Here is a 15,659-nt window from a genome sequence, read left to right as displayed (position 1 = left end):
CATCCTCCTCACCTTAGAGCCGACGATGTTTCTTTAACGCAATGATATTTAATATATAGAATACCACAGCAAAACCGAATAACACGAGGAGATCAAGCCAAACATCTCCAATCCCTTTTCCTTTAATCATTATTTCCTGCATAGCATTGGCTCCGTAGGTTAAAGGCATAAATTTACTTAGGATTTGAATCCACTCAGCTAATGTTTCCAAATTAAAGATTCCCGAGAAAAAGACCTGAGGAATAATGACAATCGGGATAAATTGCATAATTTGAAACTCATTATTGGCAAATGCAGATAACAAAGTAGCAAGAGTTAAGGCTGTTATAGCTAAAAGAAACGTCACGATTAGTAATTGCCAAAACTCTCCCGCCATCCAAATGTCTAATACATAGATTGCGAAGCTCACAATTATTAAAGCTTGAATGATGGTGAATAAGCCAAATCCGAGTAAATAACCTGTGACGATTTCCCATCTTTTTATTGGCGTTGATAATAGTTTTTCCAAAGTACCTTGGGTTCGCTCTCTTAAGAAAGAAATCCCACCGATAATAAATACAAAAAAGAAAACGAAGAAACCGATTAATACTGCTCCGACTTGATCAAACACATTTAAGTTCTCTGACCCATAATAAAATTCTATATTTGGTTCTACCTTATTGGAATTCCCTTGAACTGACTGCAATGCAGCTTGAACATGTTTGACCACTTCTCGATTTGCCGTATGGTCGCTCCCTTCAATTAAAATGGACGGCTCTAAGTTTTGAAATGTTATAAACGCATCTAGTTCCCCATCTTCAAAGGCTTCTTTCGCTTCACCCTCCGTAATTTCAACAATGTCCTTTTCTAATTCTTTCTGCAGCTGCTGTTGGATTGGTTCTGGGATATCAGCTACTCCAATTTTAGGATGGTAGCTATCCCCGTCAAGCACGAGCCATATCAGGGTAAGGACGAGCATAGGGGCAATAACTAGCAATGCGATTGAGCGTTTATCACGTAAAAATTGTTGAATGATTCGTTTCATCACAGCAACTGTATTCATAGATTTCGCCCCCCATAAGCTAAAAATGCACCTTCGAGAGATTCCACCTGCTTGTTTTCCTTTAATTTTTCTGGAGTATCACAGGCGATTACATAACCATCCCGAAGCATTGCCAAACGATCACATTTTTCCGCTTCATCCATGACATGTGTCGTAACAAGAATCGTCATGCCATTTTCCTTTAATTTTGTCAGCTCTTCCCATATTGATTGACGCAAAACAGGGTCAATGCCCACGGTTGGTTCGTCTAAGATTAATAGATTCGGTTTGTGCATGAGAGAAGCTGCTAAAGATAGCCTTCTTTTCATACCTCCTGAAAACTGATTTACAATTTTATTTTTGTGATCTTGTAAATTCACAATCTGCAAAACATCATGAATCGCTTCTTTACGTTCTTGCTTGTTTAACCCGTAAATACTAGCTAAGAAATCTAAGTTTTCCTTTGCAGACAGCTCTTGATAAAGAGCATCAGATTGGGCCATATAGCCAATGGATCTCATTAAATCTAATGAAGGCACCTTCTCGTCACCAATAAAAATTCCACCTTCATCTGGTTCTAGAATGCCAACAATCATCTTCACTAGCGTGGTTTTCCCTGCGCCCGATGGTCCGAGTAAGCCAAAAATCTCACCACGGCTAACAGTAAGATCAATCTCTTTTAGGACATCCTCCCTCCCAAACGAATGGGCTAAACCATTTACTTTTACCATTGAGGACATGTGAATTCCCCCTTCGCATTATGAGTGAGTGATTACTCACATACATAATAGCATGGTAATGAGTGTATGTGAAGTGAGTAATCACTCAATTTTAGGTTTTTCTTTCTGCTCAAGCATTATTAGGAGGTTCAGTATACCTATCAATGACGTAATCCCCTTTTAAAGGCTTACCATGACGTGTGGTTTTCGCTCCAAACGGCTTGTTTGCTCGTCATGTGCACTTATGACAGGCGATTTCTGATTCGAACAGCTTTTTCGCTCGTCATGACCCCATCATGACACGCGATTTCTACCCCGAGTAGCCTTTCTGCTCGTTATGAACACCTCATGACGACCGTTCTTGACTCCTTACCGATTTTCTGGGCATCATGAATCCACCATGATAACGATTCCCGATCCAGACAGCTATTTCGCCCGCAATGAACACCTACCCCGGGCGGTTATTGCTCTAACCAATAAAAAACTAGGGCACTCAAAATCTCCCTAGTTATAAACCCAATCTTCTATTAATCTTCCCACCATATCTCCCAAACGCACCCGAAGAAGACATCCGCCTTTTCTCCATTAGTGAGTGAAACCGAATCTTTTTCTGAGATAGCTTTTGTTTATAATCCCGTTTTGTGGCCTCATCTTCACAGCTTCGAATTAAATCCTCTAAGGTTACCATTTCCTTTTTTAGCTGCATTTCTTCCGGGAGCATACCGGCATTTTTCATCATGATATAGCCTGAGCGTAAATCCTCTGGAATCATAGACAAGTCCTCTAATTCGAGTGGTTTTCCTTTACCAGGTAAGTTCTCCATATCACCTTTATTAATCGCCTCTTTTATTCGCTCTTCTGCTAAGATATAGCCTAAATCCATCCTTACACCCCCCTAACTATTTCAGTTGTGCAGGCTTTTGATCCACCCATGACTTCAACCAGTTTGGAAGATAATCATAGGCAAACACATCATCTGGATATTCCACAAAAGCAGTATCGCCTTCTTCATACAAATATTGTACGAATTCATTTAAGGCCCCCATATATTCACTATACAAAAACTCAAAACTAATGGTTTCTTCTGGCATGACATTCGTCTCACAAACTTTCGGATCCGTATAATTCACATAGGTCCGACACGGAATAGGGCGAATTTCATAGGCCATGCACTGATTGGTTTCTGTATTTAACATTGGGCACGGGACCTGATTTAAAATATATTTTTTCTTAAAGTCGGGATCCTCTTCAAAATCATATGCAGTGATTTCGTTAAGTTGCTCGCCATATCGCTCAAAGTATTGCTTTAAATGAGATTGAATACCTTTTCTTCTCTCCTCAGGAAAATCCTCGATTGCCTTCTTCATTAATTTTGCTTCCATTCCATTAACGATGATTGGAAAGTAACAGCAGAAGGCACAGCCCATTTGGCAGGTTGGCTTCATTTCAACCTTTTCTTCCATGCGGCCAATTTCATCGGATACAACTTGTAAAAGTTCCTTGAAGCTGTTTACCATTTTTTCTTCTGTTGAAGTGTTGCGTTCAGCCCAGTTTTCCACAACCTGATAAAATTTTTCTCCATCTATTTGATAAACTTCATTTAATTGCTCACATTTATGTTGAATTTCTTCAAACGAAAGAAATTTTTCCATTGATCATTACTCCTTTAAAACTAACATGCTATTACTAGAAATTATAGACGATAATAGCTTCAAATCATACGGGTATTTTTTGGTTTGTTTCTCTTTCGTAGATTCCTAGATAGATGTTACAATGGCCACGACTCTGATGATATTCAGATATTTTTTAGCTTGAAAGGATGAGTCGCATGCATATCGGAAGTAAAGGTTGGTACGTAAACGAACTTAAAAAAGTTGGAGTTCGTCGCTTTGAGGAACGTAAAATTGAAAGCTACAAAAAGCACGTTTTAGCCAACTTATTAGAATCTCAGAAAAATTAACCAGTAATATTACAGGGAGAGCTCTCCCTGTTATTTTTTTGTTATTTTTATTTAATTTTATATATGATGAAAAAGTGGTACACTAACTAAGTATACATGGAAAATCAGTTTAATGGAGGAAATGATATGTTTTCATCAGCAGAACTTGGCATTGATTTAGGTACAGCTAATTTACTTATTTATACAAAAAATAAAGGAATCGTATATAATGAGCCAGCCGTAGTTGCAATTGATACAGTTTCAAAAAATGTACTAGCCGTGGGAGAAGAAGCCAAGCAAATGATTGGGAAAACTCCACAAAATATTGTACCCGTACGACCTTTAAAGGATGGGGTTATTGCGGATTATGATGTGACCTCCCAAATGCTTAAAGCAATGCTTAAAAAAGTAAGCAAAAAATTAGGCCACTCTTTAAGAAAACCTTCCGTTGTTGTCTGTGTTCCTACGGGAGCTACCTCTGTGGAACGCCGCGCAATTCATAACGCTATTAAGGAGTATGGAGCAAAATATGTTCATCTAATCGAAGAGCCAATAGCTGCTGCAATTGGAGCTGGTCTTCCAGTGGACGAGCCTATCTCTAATATGGTGGTGGATATTGGTGGTGGAACAAGTGAAGTTGCGATCATCTCTTTTGGAGGTATCGTTTCCGCGAGATCTGCTCGCGTCGGTGGTGACAAAATGGATCAAGCCATTATCCAACATGTACGCAAGAAGTACAATGTATTAATTGGTGAGCGCACAGCTGAGAATGTCAAAATTGATATTGGCCATGCCCTAGTTGATCATGTTGAAGAAACAATGGAAGTTCGTGGACGTGATATGGTAACAGGTCTCCCTAAAACCATTACCCTAACCTCCACTGAAATTCAACACGCTCTTAAGGAATCATTAGAGCAAATTTTAGAAGCCATTCAAGTAACACTTGAAAGCTGTCCTCCTGAACTTAGTGGAGATATCGTAGACCAAGGGATTACCCTCACTGGTGGTGGTGCACTCCTTAAAGGAATGCAAGAATGGTTAGCTAATGAAATTGACGTACCCGTTCATATCGCACCGGAAGCACTTGAATGTGTTGCGATTGGTACAGGAAAGTCATTAAAAATGATTAATAAATTGCAAAAAGCAACGAAATAAAGAATACTACGAACGACTCTTTTTCTGTAAAAGAGTCGTTCTTTATTTTCCTTTATTCCTCGTCTCATTTTATTTTGTGAGGGTTTTTTCCAAAAAACTTCTCGACAATCATTTACCTATTTCTTTCCATATTTTATAAAAAATGGCCCCTAACATATCCTCTCCCCCTCTTTTAAAACACAAATGTTATTATTTTCTGAATTTTTGAGCAATTAATGCGAAATCAACGCACTTTTTGTTATATTTTGGATAACTGCAATCGACAGCCTTTTACATGTTCTATACCCTAAGTCTTATATACTACATGAAGATATACATAGATAGAGAGAATGTCTTACTCGTTTTTTACCATTTGACAGTAAAAGGCAAACCTATTGAAAAATGGGGACGCAAAGTCACAGGTCTACGGTTTAAACAACTAAGATGGCTGGACTGCCTAATACATGATTGTATTTAGGAGGGGAATACAGTGGATCAAAAAGGGATTGAGACCTTGGATCAGGAATGGGTATCACTAATTGTAGAGGCATTGGAAATGGGAATTAGCAAGGAGGAGATAAAGGATTTCTTATTGGAGCACGCCGTCAATAATATATAGCTCTAGGCTTAAAGGCTTAAATTTTCAAAAAATGCGTTCTCCATACCAAACACCTCACCTAAAATGTGTTATACTAAAGTATAATAAGGAAGGTGAAAAAAATGATCGGAGAACGAATTAAAAAACATCGATTACAAAAGAAAATGTCTTTATCCGAATTAGCTGAACAAGCGGGCGTGGCAAAATCGTATTTAAGTTCCATAGAACGAAATCTTCAATCAAATCCTTCCATTCAATTCCTAGAAAAAATATCATCTGTTTTAGGTGTGTCCGTTAATACATTTTTACATGATGAGGCAAAGCAAACCACAAGAGAGCATTTGGACAATGAATGGATTAATCTCGTACAAGAAGCCATGAATTCCGGTGTTTCGAAGGATGAATTCAAAAACTTTTTAGAGTACAATAAATGGAAAATAAATAACCAAAATGATTCATAAAACTAACTAACCAGGGAGCATTTTCTAGCCGACAGAAAATGCTCCCTATTATTTGTTCACAAACAAGAAGTATAAATTGTAAATAATTAGTTAATTTATAAAGGAATGATTCTATTAGAGCTAGCTATGTTTTATGATCCTTCAAGGTGGTTATAGGAATAAGTATAAGGAGGTATGTCATTGAAACTCAATGTGACCCAAAAGCTGATTAAAGATCATCTTGTATCAGGCGAGATGAATCCTGGTGAGGAAATTGGGTTAAAGATTGATCAAACCTTAACACAGGATGCAACTGGAACCATGGTGATGCTAGAGCTAGAAGCCATGGGATTAGATTACGCTAAAACAGAAGCTTCATGTCAGTATGTTGATCACAACCTAATCCAAGTAGATAGTAAAAACCCTGATGACCACCTCTTTTTACAGAGTGCAACTAGAAGGTTCGGTTTACATTATAGCCGCCCTGGTAATGGTGTCAGTCACCCTGTTCATATGCAACGATTAGCTAAGCCAGGAAAAACCCTTCTCGGATCTGATTCCCATACGTGTGCAAACGGCTGTATGGGAATGCTAGCCATGGGTGCAGGCGGAATTGACGTGGCTATGGCCATTGCAGGTGAACCCTTTTACGTAAAAATGCCACAAGTCTGGGGAGTTAAGCTCACAGGAGAACTTCCAGACTGGGTAAGTGCAAAGGATGTCATTTTAGAGCTATTACGACGCTATGATGTAAAAGGCGGTGTCGGGAAAGTCATTGAATACTACGGCCCAGGATTGAAAAACTTAGATGCCATGGACCGTCACGTAATTGCTAATATGGGAGCTGAATTAGGGGCAACAGGAACCGTCTTTCCGTCAGACAATGAAATTAAACGATTCTTAAAGGAACAAGATCGTGAAGAGGATTGGATTGAGCTTGTTGCCGATAAAGGGGCAACCTATGACCTGGAGGAAGAGATTAACCTTTCAGAGGTTGAGCCACTTGTAGCCAAACCATCAAGCCCAGGCAACGTGGTACCTGTTAAGGAAGTAGCTGGTGAACCGATTTATCAATCTTATATCGGCTCCTCTGCTCAACCAGGCTTTGATGATTTTGCGATTGCAGCAGAAATCGTAAAGGATAAACGAATTGCCGATGGTGTTTCATTAGATATCAATCCAACATCAAGGCAAATGCTTACTGATTTAGTTCAGGAAGGTCATATCGCAAGTCTTTTGCAGGCTGGAGCACGTTTACATCAGGCAGGCTGTAATGGTTGTATTGGAATGGGTCAAGCGCCTGCAACAGGGAGAAATAGTCTAAGGACTACTCCACGTAACTTCCCTGGACGCTCAGGTACAAAAGAGGATAGTGTCTTTTTATGTAGCTCTGAAACGGCTGCTGCCTCAGCTTTAAAAGGCGAAATAACTGATCCTCGTAAACTTGATATGAAATATCCGAAAATAAAAGGACCTAAAAATCCAACCGTCGATGATCAGCTATTAGACCAGCCTCTTTCCCCAGAGGATGCTAAAAAGGTGGAACTTACAAAGGGGCCAAATATTGCATCCATACCTGAGATGGATGAACTACCAAATGAAATGGAAGTTCCGATATTACTTAAAATGAATGACAACATTTCAACTGATGAAATTTTAGCAGGTGGTGCCAGGGTTCTCCCTTACCGAAGCAACCTACCAGAAATCAGTAAGTTTACATTTGAAATTGTTGATGAAACCTATTATGACCGTGCTATGGAAAGTCGGAAACAAACAGGACACGCCATTGTTGGTGGCTATAACTATGGGCAAGGTTCTAGTCGTGAACACGCTGCCTTAGCTCCACGCTATTTAGGACTACGTGTAGCGATTGTTAAAGATTTTGCCCGTATTCACTGGCAAAACCTTGTTAACTTCGGTGTATTGCCTCTAACGTTTAGGCACGAGGAGGATTTTGACAAGCTCTCTCAAGGCGATGTGATTCAATTTCATGATTTACGAGACAAAATTAAGCAGGGTCATGATCTAACAGCAACCCTTAAGGATAAAAATGCGGAAATCGAAGTAACCCATGCCCTTTCGCCGAGACAGGTAGATATTATGCTTAAGGGCGGACTAATAAATTGGGTAAAGGAGCGCCAAAATACCAAAGCATAGCTTAAACTGCATGATTTATTTTCAGATGTAAAAACTAACCGCAAACTAATCATGCAAGGAGATGATGAAATGGTTAATCGTAATCATGTGTGCAAAGCCTGCGATGGCAACGGTTTACTCGCCGATGATGAAGAATGGCAGTACACGTGCACGGTATGTGGTGGTGATGGGGTCTTTATGCCTGGTGATAAACCAGAGCCAAGCGCACCCTTTTCTGTTGATGACAATAATCGAGTTTTGGAATAGAAAAAGGAGTGCGCCCCCACTCCTTTTTCTATCAATGGATTAGCTTTCATTTAATTATTATCCAGACCATAACATAACCCATCAATGCACCAATCGAGTTTAAGATGATGTCATCTACATCGAAGCTGCCTACTCTAAGTAATAGCTGACTGGTTTCTAATACAGCAATTCCAATCACAAAAGTAGCTAAAAAGCTCGCGATCTTACGCAAACGCTGAAAAGCTAGTGGCATCAAAATCCCAAATGGAATAAACACACCTATATTACCTACGATATTGATAAGCCACGTCCAAAACGGAAAATGATCAAAATTGTCCACATACTGTTTAATCGTTAAAAATGGGACAAGGTTATAGCGATACTCATCACTAGGAAAACGGGAAAAGCCAAACAGCATCCAGTAAATTAATAGGCTCGTATACAAAATGAGCAAAATCCTTGTTATTTTTCTCAAAAAGAAACACCTCATTCAAATTATCCCATATGATATAGGAACAACCAACCTATTTATGCGATCAATATAGACTTGGAAAAGCTGTTCCAAAAAATTTCCAAAATCCTAAAAAAATCAGGATATGATTTGGAAACCTTCATATAATTTTTACTAGGTGTATTTTGACCAAGGAGGTGCTTTCACATCATTGGAAGGTTTTTAAAGATCAAGGCTGCAAGAAATGAAAGCAGGCCTCCCATCACACATAAAGAGGAAACAATTCAAATTGGTGAGCAATCGGTTTTTCTTACTATACTGGAGGTGAATCAGGACATCCCGTATATCCATCCTCCTAGAAAAAACATACGTAAAGGGGGGTAATTTTTCCCTTTTTTTCCATTCCTTATAGGCTTTTTTGATACACTTTGTTACAATCATTTGTAAACTAAGACAAGGTGTGGTGATGGAATGGAGCTTCGAAAATACTTGAATGTAACATACATCTCGAGCGTATTGGGAATCGTTAGCTTTGTCATTCTAGCAATCACGTTATCGAAAGAACATCTGAATCAAGTTACTAGCATCGTTTTATTTCCCTTTTCTGAACGTCTGCAGCCAGGACTAATCAGTTCAAGATTTTCGCACTGGTTCGCCATTACTTGTGCCTTAATACTATATATTCTGTTAATTAAAGGGATCATTGCGCTTTTTCAAACAAAGAAGGTGTCAACTTACCCTGAAATGATTTGCCAAGAGGAAATCGCTGTCATGTTAGATGCGGTTGATTCCGATGACGATGTACATATTAACGAAAAAATGCTCGCGTTTATGAACCAATTTGATGAGAGTGTTGCAAATATTTTTCAAGTGGATAAAAGTGATTTAAAGAGTTTATGGGTGCTCCAAATGGACCAAGATGAATATATAAGCTCAATTAAGAAGGAAAATGATGAGATTTATCAAAGTAATCATAAAAGCTACTTAATGATTGTAAACTTAAATGAGCATTTGAAACCTACAGAGGAAGACAAACGTATTATAAGGTGGGCACTCGAGCAGCCGAACCCACAATTTTGGGATGATCGAATTAAGCATAATTTTAATGGGGAAAACCGGGAATTCGTCTTCGTGCGCAATTATGGTGAGTTTCGCTTAGGGTATGCACTATTATTTAAGCAGCAACATATCATAACACAAGAAAGGCTTGAACAATTCCAAGCCGCTTCCTCATATTTAATGCTACTCGGAAAAATCGACAATCTGACCAAAAAAATGATAAAATATATACTAGAGAAGGTGGTATAAATGGTGAAAGTAAAAGAAAAGTTACTCAACCAAAAGAATACTAATGTATCTGTTCTAACATTCTCAACAGATAAAAAAGTTCCTCCAGCTAAGTATGAAACAGGATTTAAAAAAGTTAACTCACGCTCAGCCAAGAAACATCAACATTTTTATGCAAAACTACGAAATCTCGTTTAATGGAGAATACACACTCCATTTAAACGAGATTTTTTTTATGGAATCGTTATTGATTTACTAACTGAACGACTTTATTTTCGTATTTACGTTTTTTCTTTTCGTTCTTGCTGTTACGGAAAAATTCAATGACATCACCTAATGCGCTTTCTAGTAATTCACGATCGCCGACTTCTTCTAAAAGCTCAATTTCCCTTTCAAAGTAAATCGCTACTTGCTTTGTTTCGTCCTGTTTTTCTAGGCAGCGAGCATACTTCATATAGATTTTACCAAGTTTTCTTGGGGCACCTGTTCTGCATCAATTTCAACAAATGTGGAACCCTTTTTACTTTTGTAAAAAAATGCTATTATTACCATGTTCTTATTTTTAGCATTGGATCAGAGGTGAGAGGATGAAGCTTCGACATAATCGAAGAGCTCTAGTTTGTTCAGGAATAGCATTTGTTTTAATAGGAGCTGAAGGCATTATCCAGCTATTCCATCACCAAAATGCTCTGGATACCCTTCTAAGTATCCTAAGTGCCTTTGGATTGGTTGCTGGATATTTTTTATTAAAACAATATCATACCTTAAAAAATGAAGATGACAGCGCAAAATAAAGCTAAAAGTGCCTGGTACTCCGGAATTGGGAGTGCCTGGCACCATTATGTTTTTATTCTGCTGTTTTTTCTTCTGGTAGGCCGTGTTTCTTTTCGGATTCTGTTATAACGACAGCACATGCAGCGTCGCCTGTAATGTTGACGGCTGTGCGCGTCATGTCGAGCAAACGGTCGATACCGATAATGAGTGCAATTCCTTCTACTGGAAGGTCGACTTGGTTGAGTACCATGGCAAGCATGATCAACCCAACACCTGGAACCCCAGCAGTACCAATACTTGCTAACACGGCAATGACAACAACCATCACAAGTTGACTGAAAGCTAATTCACTGCCATACACTTGTGCAATGAAGATCGTTGCTACCCCTTGCATGATAGCTGTCCCATCCATATTAATTGTTGCACCGAGCGGTTGAACAAAACTACTGATTGGTTTTGGTACGTTCAAGTTTTCTTGGGCGGTTTTCATGGATACCGGGAGCGTTGAACTACTACTTGAAGTACTGAATCCGACCGTAAATGCTGGAAAGAAGCCTTTAAAAAATTGAACCGGATTCATTTTACCAAGTAAAGAAACGGCTGATCCATACACGACAAATAGGTGGATGAACAATGCGAATAAGACGACTAACATATAAGCTGCCATCGCTTGAGCACCCTCAAGTCCCATTCTTCCGATGGCTGACGCTAACAAGCCAAATGCCCCATATGGAGCTAATCGCATAATCAAGTTTACAAGGAACATCATAATGTCATTTCCTTGTTCAATAAATTTCATAACACCTTCTGTCTTTTTACCGAGAATCGCAAGGGCATATCCGATAAAAATAGCAAATGCGATAATTTGAAGCATATTTCCTTCCGTCATGGCTTGAATTGGATTGGTTGGAATGATACTTGTAAAAGTTTCTACTACGGTAGGAGCTTCTTGACTTTCATACTCTGCCCCGCTTGGGTCAATTCCCGTATTTCCTGGTTGGATAATATAAGCCAAACCAATAGCAATCGTAATAGCGATAGTAGTGGTGGCTAAGAAGAATAAAATCGTTTTGCCGCCGATGCGCCCCAGTTTCTTTGGATCACCTAAAGAAGCAACCCCTAATGTGATTGAGAAAAACACGATAGGCACAACGAGCATTTTAATCAAATTCAGAAAGATTGTTCCGAGTGGACTGAAAAAGTAGGCATCCAATGTATTAAATAGGTCTGGTGCAAAAAAGTGCAAACCTAAACCGATAAAAGCACCAAGAGCCAAGCCTATCAAAATCTTAGTCGTTAGTTTCATGAAGTTTCCTCCCCTCGAGTTATTTTGAGAGCGGTTTCTTTTTTATTTATTTCTCTCAATTGTTTATAGTGTAATATATTCAAGCCGCATCTCATTATACCGTAATCTTCCCATAGCGTAAAATCGGTAAAAACACCCCTATGCTTGGGCGGTAGTAGGTTTGGCTGCTAATGTGGAATTTTCTTTTATTATGCAATTGGTGTTTATTTTGCGAATTTCATTAAGTGATTACAATAAAACCAAAAGTCTTTAAGAGCACAATGACAATCACGTCACGATTATTGGCAGCACGGTCATCCACCTTCGTGGCGTTCTCTCCTGCAAAAAACAGCTTTCCATCGAAATTACTGTTAGATAAAATATCATTTTCCTTTCAATCATTCCTTCTAATGAAGTCCATCGTTTGGGCGGAATAAGGGTTTTCAGCAAATGTTAAACGAAATGGACTACCCGTTCATCTCCGTCACTCCATTTAGACGAACACTACTCACTAGCCTTTCATTAGATAGTCGGCTTTGTAAATCGCCTGTAGCTCAGATGTAATCGGTTCAGATGGTTCCAGTACCAACTTGAGCTGATTTTGCTATTTCAGTCATGGAGGCCATCGATAGCCTTTTTTAGAAAAAATGCCTTTAGCTACTTTCATATTCAATATTGTTTATGAAACTCAAAATGTTGCTTTCCTGCTGCTATCATCCATTCATATTGGCGAAGCTGTAGCTCAAAAAGAGTAAGTGGATCTCGATAAATCTCTGGGTTTTTACGCATTTGACTGAGCTCCTCTTGTCTTTTTGCAATCTTAGCCTCTGTTTCCGTTAATACTTGATTTAATATTTCCAGTGGCTTTTCATAAAACAAGTTAATATCCCACTCCAGGGAATTCTCAAACAGTTCAAATTGCTGAATGAACTGACCTGTTAATAACTCCGCCGTTTCACTATAGTCCTTATTTTCGATAAACCGTTTGTATTTATAGTGCACCCTCTCTTTCGTCTGTCTAAAGGTATCAAACAGCTTTCCAGCACTCTTCAAAAATAGCTGTGATGGCGCAGAGAGTTTTAAGATATTCGTCATTTCAAGCTGTGTACTACCTCTTGTCATTCTATAGCTATCACGTTTCCAATCATCCAATATCTTAAAATCACCAGCCAAATTAATCTTTTGTTCTCCATATTGGCGATTGATTTCTTCACTCATTTCATCTAAATAGACTTGAATATCCTTAAACTCTTGTTCATTATATTTAATCCATTCTTGAACCTCCTCCTGAAAACCTGGTAGGATTTCCTCTTTTAAAAAGGCAGTAATTCGCTTACTCATCTCTTGGTTAAGATCATGAGGCAGTCTTTCAAAATCACAATCTTCGTTTATGATTTCCGCACAACTTTTTAGCTGCTCGGGAATGTTTTGCATCATTTTCTTTCTTATATCCGTTTTGAGGCTTACATAGGACTGAATCATGTCCTGTATCATTTTCTCTTTTCCATCATTCAATTGTTTGATTGTATCGTTAAGCTTTGCCCCAATTTCTTTGTTCCACTCCATTTCCTCTATTAAGGAACTTTCCATTTCAATCCGTTTTTCTAGCAATAGTGTAACGGTCTGCTTAATAATGGATAAAAGCGTCTGAGTTCGTTCCTCTCTCAAATAATATGTGTCTGTTATAGATCGTATAAACGAGGATAATTCCTCTGCCCTTCTATCATGATTTAGGGTATCATGATAGATGTTAGCTTTCGGAAAATAAGTAAGAATTCTTGATTTTGTTTTCTCCATTAAATCCTTATTTACAAATTGGTCGTTTTCACTGATAAGAAGAAAATGTATGGCAAGCTCTGGGGCTTCCTCTTTCATTCTAACGGCCATATCTAGCTCCTTAGGTGTCAGTGGTGAATCCACGTTTAAAACAAATAACATACTGTCTGCAAACTGTATATGTGGAAATTCATTTTTTTGACTGTTCGTAAAGTCTACAAAGCCTGGAGAGTAAATCGCTAGTTTATTTTGTTGTAAAAGGGTGTTAGGTAAGTGATAACGGATAAAAGTCTCTTTATCTTTGGAACTCTCTTTATATTCTTCGACCGTTGTTAAAGTTTTCACCCCATCATCTGTAACAGCTTGAACCTCTGTTTCGTCTGCATCCTTCACGAATATCGAAGCCACTGTCGATTCCTCTAATATATTCTGATTAAGCAGTTTATTTACAACCCTCTTTTGACTACTCAACGTGGAACCCCTAATGATTAGATTAAATTGATTTACATCTTTTAGCTCCTCTACTAACGATTCACACCTAGCATCTAAGGACACACCTCTCTCCTTAGCCCAATATATAATAGAATTAAACAGTTGAAAGACTTTTTCCAAACTAACCTTATTACGCGCTGAATCCCTGATTACACCTTCCGCTTTACGAACTACTACTGGATCTTCAAGGGTGGTTGGAAAAAGATCACTCCAGGCAAGTATAGCTGCTGAAGCCATGAGTTGATTTGATGGCGTGCTAATTTTTGCCCAGTTAGATAGATGCTCTGTTAATAGTGACGTCAAATCTTTAATTAATTGCGAGCCGTCAATAAGCTCAAAATACGTTTCTTTATATAGGATGGAAAGATGTTTCCACATGTGAGAATGACTCTGTTCTGTATTTATGAGGATTTGATTGATTTCCTTAAGCCATGAAAAATATATATCCGTATGTTTATAACTTCTCCAAAGAGCTGCCGTAAGACTTTCAAATTGCGCAATATTGTTTCGATATAAGGCGATTAAGGTTTGATTAAAGTATTTCGGGTCCATCGTTTTCGTATGACCTTGTTCGACATATGTTTCTAATATTTCAAACCAGGATATGGATTCGGTTCTGATTGCTTCATGAAGGGCAAGTTCTACAGCATCTCCCCATTTGTGATGGTCCTCAAAGAAAGCGCGGGCTATATCGGTAACATCAGGATAATCAGGATTAAGATCAACTGCTTTTTTTATTGACTCCATAGCCAAATCAGTCTTCTCAAGCTCTATGTATATGGAAAAGAGTTGTAATAGTACTTCTATTTTTAATACATCTGAATTCGTTTCTATTGTTTTATAATAGTCCTCGGCAATAGCAAATAAACCAAGGCAATAATGAGCATCCCCTAAGTTTTTCTGTGCCCAAGGCTCCAATTCATTGGCCACATTTTCCCACTTAAAAATGGCTGATTCATAATCCTTGTGTAAATAGTAAATTTCCCCTTGAGCAAAGCGAATATAGGACAAGTCAGGAATTTCTTGCTGCTGCTCATCAAAATGCAAACCACCTAATACCCTGATTGGATGTACGTTTTGAACCCCATCCGTAAAGGTTTCATAATAGGTTTTATTAATTAGTTGACTTTCTATTGTCATCTTCATCCCCCGCAGTAAGCACAACATGTGCCAGAAATAAAAAAATCTATCGATTTTGCTTCAATGTTTTATAATTGTTCTACTTACAATAATCGTTTGAAAGATGAATTTTGTGAGGATATAACCTTAAATCTATTAGAAAACTCAACATTACCTTTAAATCAACTTAACATTTGCATATTAAAATAAACTTAAATACCTACTTGATTTGTCCGAAGCAG

At 38.3% G+C, this 15,659-nt stretch carries 17 protein-coding genes and 1 riboswitch; of the genes, 9 read left to right on the top strand and 8 right to left on the bottom strand.

The features are described from left to right. Window positions 1-13 precede the first annotated feature (13 nt). From GH754_RS14065 to GH754_RS14050, 4 genes are all read right to left on the bottom strand, one after another. Window positions 14-1,042 carry an ABC transporter permease gene (locus GH754_RS14065; protein ID WP_153729326.1) on the bottom strand — a complete coding sequence of 343 codons (1,029 nt, stop codon included), beginning with the start codon at window positions 1,040-1,042 and terminating at the stop codon, window positions 14-16. After that, on the bottom strand, window positions 1,039-1,761 hold the full coding sequence (locus GH754_RS14060) for an ABC transporter ATP-binding protein (protein WP_153729325.1): 723 nt from the start codon (window positions 1,759-1,761) through the stop codon (window positions 1,039-1,041). The genes GH754_RS14065 and GH754_RS14060 overlap by 4 nt, the downstream gene beginning before the upstream one ends. A gap of 487 nt (window positions 1,762-2,248) precedes the next feature. Next, window positions 2,249-2,623: a DnaJ family domain-containing protein gene (locus tag GH754_RS14055; protein WP_153729324.1), complete on the bottom strand. Its 375-nt coding sequence runs from the start codon at window positions 2,621-2,623 to the stop codon at window positions 2,249-2,251. Window positions 2,624-2,639: 16 nt separating this feature from the next. Next, window positions 2,640-3,392, bottom strand: a complete 753-nt coding sequence (locus tag GH754_RS14050) for a YkgJ family cysteine cluster protein (RefSeq protein WP_153729323.1) — start codon at window positions 3,390-3,392, stop codon at window positions 2,640-2,642. Window positions 3,393-3,568: 176 nt separating this feature from the next. On the opposite strand from GH754_RS14050, the gene GH754_RS14045 reads away from it, so the two are divergent. The 6 genes from GH754_RS14045 (at window position 3,569) to GH754_RS19480 (ending at window position 8,254) form a co-directional block, all read left to right on the top strand. Further along, window positions 3,569-3,700, top strand: a complete 132-nt coding sequence (locus tag GH754_RS14045) for a YflJ family protein (RefSeq protein WP_153729322.1) — start codon at window positions 3,569-3,571, stop codon at window positions 3,698-3,700. Between the two features lie 126 nt (window positions 3,701-3,826). Then, a complete protein-coding gene (gene mreBH / locus GH754_RS14040) occupies window positions 3,827-4,834 on the top strand; it encodes a rod-share determining protein MreBH (protein ID WP_153729321.1) in 1,008 nt (335 codons plus the stop codon). Window positions 4,835-5,188: 354 nt separating this feature from the next. Beyond that, a riboswitch (cyclic di-GMP riboswitch) is annotated at window positions 5,189-5,274 on the top strand. 29 nt (window positions 5,275-5,303) lie between these two features. Beyond that, a complete protein-coding gene (locus tag GH754_RS14035) occupies window positions 5,304-5,432 on the top strand; it encodes an anti-repressor SinI family protein (RefSeq protein ID WP_323742028.1) in 129 nt (42 codons plus the stop codon). A gap of 101 nt (window positions 5,433-5,533) precedes the next feature. Continuing rightward, window positions 5,534-5,872 (top strand): helix-turn-helix domain-containing protein, encoded by a 339-nt coding sequence (locus tag GH754_RS14030; RefSeq protein ID WP_153729439.1) that lies wholly within the window; start codon window positions 5,534-5,536, stop codon window positions 5,870-5,872. Window positions 5,873-6,052: 180 nt separating this feature from the next. After that, entirely contained in the window at window positions 6,053-8,008 is a 1,956-nt protein-coding gene (locus tag GH754_RS14025) for an aconitate hydratase (RefSeq protein ID WP_153729320.1), read from the top strand. Window positions 8,009-8,077: 69 nt separating this feature from the next. After that, window positions 8,078-8,254: a hypothetical protein gene (locus tag GH754_RS19480; protein WP_194841363.1), complete on the top strand. Its 177-nt coding sequence runs from the start codon at window positions 8,078-8,080 to the stop codon at window positions 8,252-8,254. A 46-nt stretch (window positions 8,255-8,300) separates the two neighbouring features. On the opposite strand, the gene GH754_RS14020 is transcribed toward GH754_RS19480, so the two are convergent. Next, on the bottom strand, window positions 8,301-8,708 hold the full coding sequence (locus tag GH754_RS14020; protein WP_228550271.1) for a VanZ family protein: 408 nt from the start codon (window positions 8,706-8,708) through the stop codon (window positions 8,301-8,303). A gap of 447 nt (window positions 8,709-9,155) precedes the next feature. On the opposite strand from GH754_RS14020, the gene GH754_RS14015 reads away from it, so the two are divergent. Next, window positions 9,156-9,992: a hypothetical protein gene (locus GH754_RS14015; protein WP_153729318.1), complete on the top strand. Its 837-nt coding sequence runs from the start codon at window positions 9,156-9,158 to the stop codon at window positions 9,990-9,992. Window positions 9,993-9,995: 3 nt separating this feature from the next. After that, window positions 9,996-10,169, top strand: coding sequence for a hypothetical protein (locus GH754_RS14010; protein ID WP_153729317.1), 174 nt, complete (start codon window positions 9,996-9,998; stop codon window positions 10,167-10,169). A gap of 46 nt (window positions 10,170-10,215) precedes the next feature. Here the strand turns inward: GH754_RS14010 and GH754_RS14005 are convergent, their stop codons facing one another. Then, window positions 10,216-10,425 (bottom strand): hypothetical protein, encoded by a 210-nt coding sequence (locus tag GH754_RS14005; protein ID WP_153729316.1) that lies wholly within the window; start codon window positions 10,423-10,425, stop codon window positions 10,216-10,218. Window positions 10,426-10,558: 133 nt separating this feature from the next. Here GH754_RS14005 and GH754_RS14000 point away from each other — a divergent pair, with 133 nt between their 5' ends. Next, window positions 10,559-10,765: a hypothetical protein gene (locus GH754_RS14000; protein WP_153729315.1), complete on the top strand. Its 207-nt coding sequence runs from the start codon at window positions 10,559-10,561 to the stop codon at window positions 10,763-10,765. A 53-nt stretch (window positions 10,766-10,818) separates the two neighbouring features. Here the strand turns inward: GH754_RS14000 and GH754_RS13995 are convergent, their stop codons facing one another. Beyond that, window positions 10,819-12,051: a dicarboxylate/amino acid:cation symporter gene (locus GH754_RS13995; protein WP_153729314.1), complete on the bottom strand. Its 1,233-nt coding sequence runs from the start codon at window positions 12,049-12,051 to the stop codon at window positions 10,819-10,821. Window positions 12,052-12,699: 648 nt separating this feature from the next. Beyond that, a complete protein-coding gene (locus GH754_RS13990; RefSeq protein ID WP_153729313.1) occupies window positions 12,700-15,438 on the bottom strand; it encodes a tetratricopeptide repeat protein in 2,739 nt (912 codons plus the stop codon). Window positions 15,439-15,659 lie beyond the last annotated feature (221 nt).

This window comes from Salinibacillus xinjiangensis (genome assembly GCF_009649735.1).
GTDB lineage: Bacteria > Bacillota > Bacilli > Bacillales > Alkalibacillaceae > Salinibacillus > Salinibacillus xinjiangensis.
Note: the sequence above shows the minus strand (reverse complement) of the source record. Positions and strands in the feature narration are given on the sequence as shown.

Bases quoted from the DNA above. Each gene is read 5' to 3' on its own strand.
- GH754_RS14065 (WP_153729326.1), bottom strand. From the start codon at position 1,042: ATGAATACAGTTGCTGTGATGAAACGAATCATTCAACAATTTTTACGT.
- GH754_RS14060 (WP_153729325.1), bottom strand. From the start codon at position 1,761: ATGTCCTCAATGGTAAAAGTAAATGGTTTAGCCCATTCGTTTGGGAGG.
- GH754_RS14055 (WP_153729324.1), bottom strand. From the start codon at position 2,623: ATGGATTTAGGCTATATCTTAGCAGAAGAGCGAATAAAAGAGGCGATT.
- GH754_RS14050 (WP_153729323.1), bottom strand. From the start codon at position 3,392: ATGGAAAAATTTCTTTCGTTTGAAGAAATTCAACATAAATGTGAGCAA.
- GH754_RS14045 (WP_153729322.1), top strand. From the start codon at position 3,569: ATGCATATCGGAAGTAAAGGTTGGTACGTAAACGAACTTAAAAAAGTT.
- mreBH (WP_153729321.1), top strand. From the start codon at position 3,827: ATGTTTTCATCAGCAGAACTTGGCATTGATTTAGGTACAGCTAATTTA.
- GH754_RS14030 (WP_153729439.1), top strand. From the start codon at position 5,534: ATGATCGGAGAACGAATTAAAAAACATCGATTACAAAAGAAAATGTCT.
- GH754_RS19480 (WP_194841363.1), top strand. From the start codon at position 8,078: ATGGTTAATCGTAATCATGTGTGCAAAGCCTGCGATGGCAACGGTTTA.
- GH754_RS14015 (WP_153729318.1), top strand. From the start codon at position 9,156: ATGGAGCTTCGAAAATACTTGAATGTAACATACATCTCGAGCGTATTG.
- GH754_RS14005 (WP_153729316.1), bottom strand. From the start codon at position 10,425: ATGAAGTATGCTCGCTGCCTAGAAAAACAGGACGAAACAAAGCAAGTA.
- GH754_RS14000 (WP_153729315.1), top strand. From the start codon at position 10,559: ATGAAGCTTCGACATAATCGAAGAGCTCTAGTTTGTTCAGGAATAGCA.
- GH754_RS13995 (WP_153729314.1), bottom strand. From the start codon at position 12,051: ATGAAACTAACGACTAAGATTTTGATAGGCTTGGCTCTTGGTGCTTTT.
- GH754_RS13990 (WP_153729313.1), bottom strand. From the start codon at position 15,438: ATGACAATAGAAAGTCAACTAATTAATAAAACCTATTATGAAACCTTT.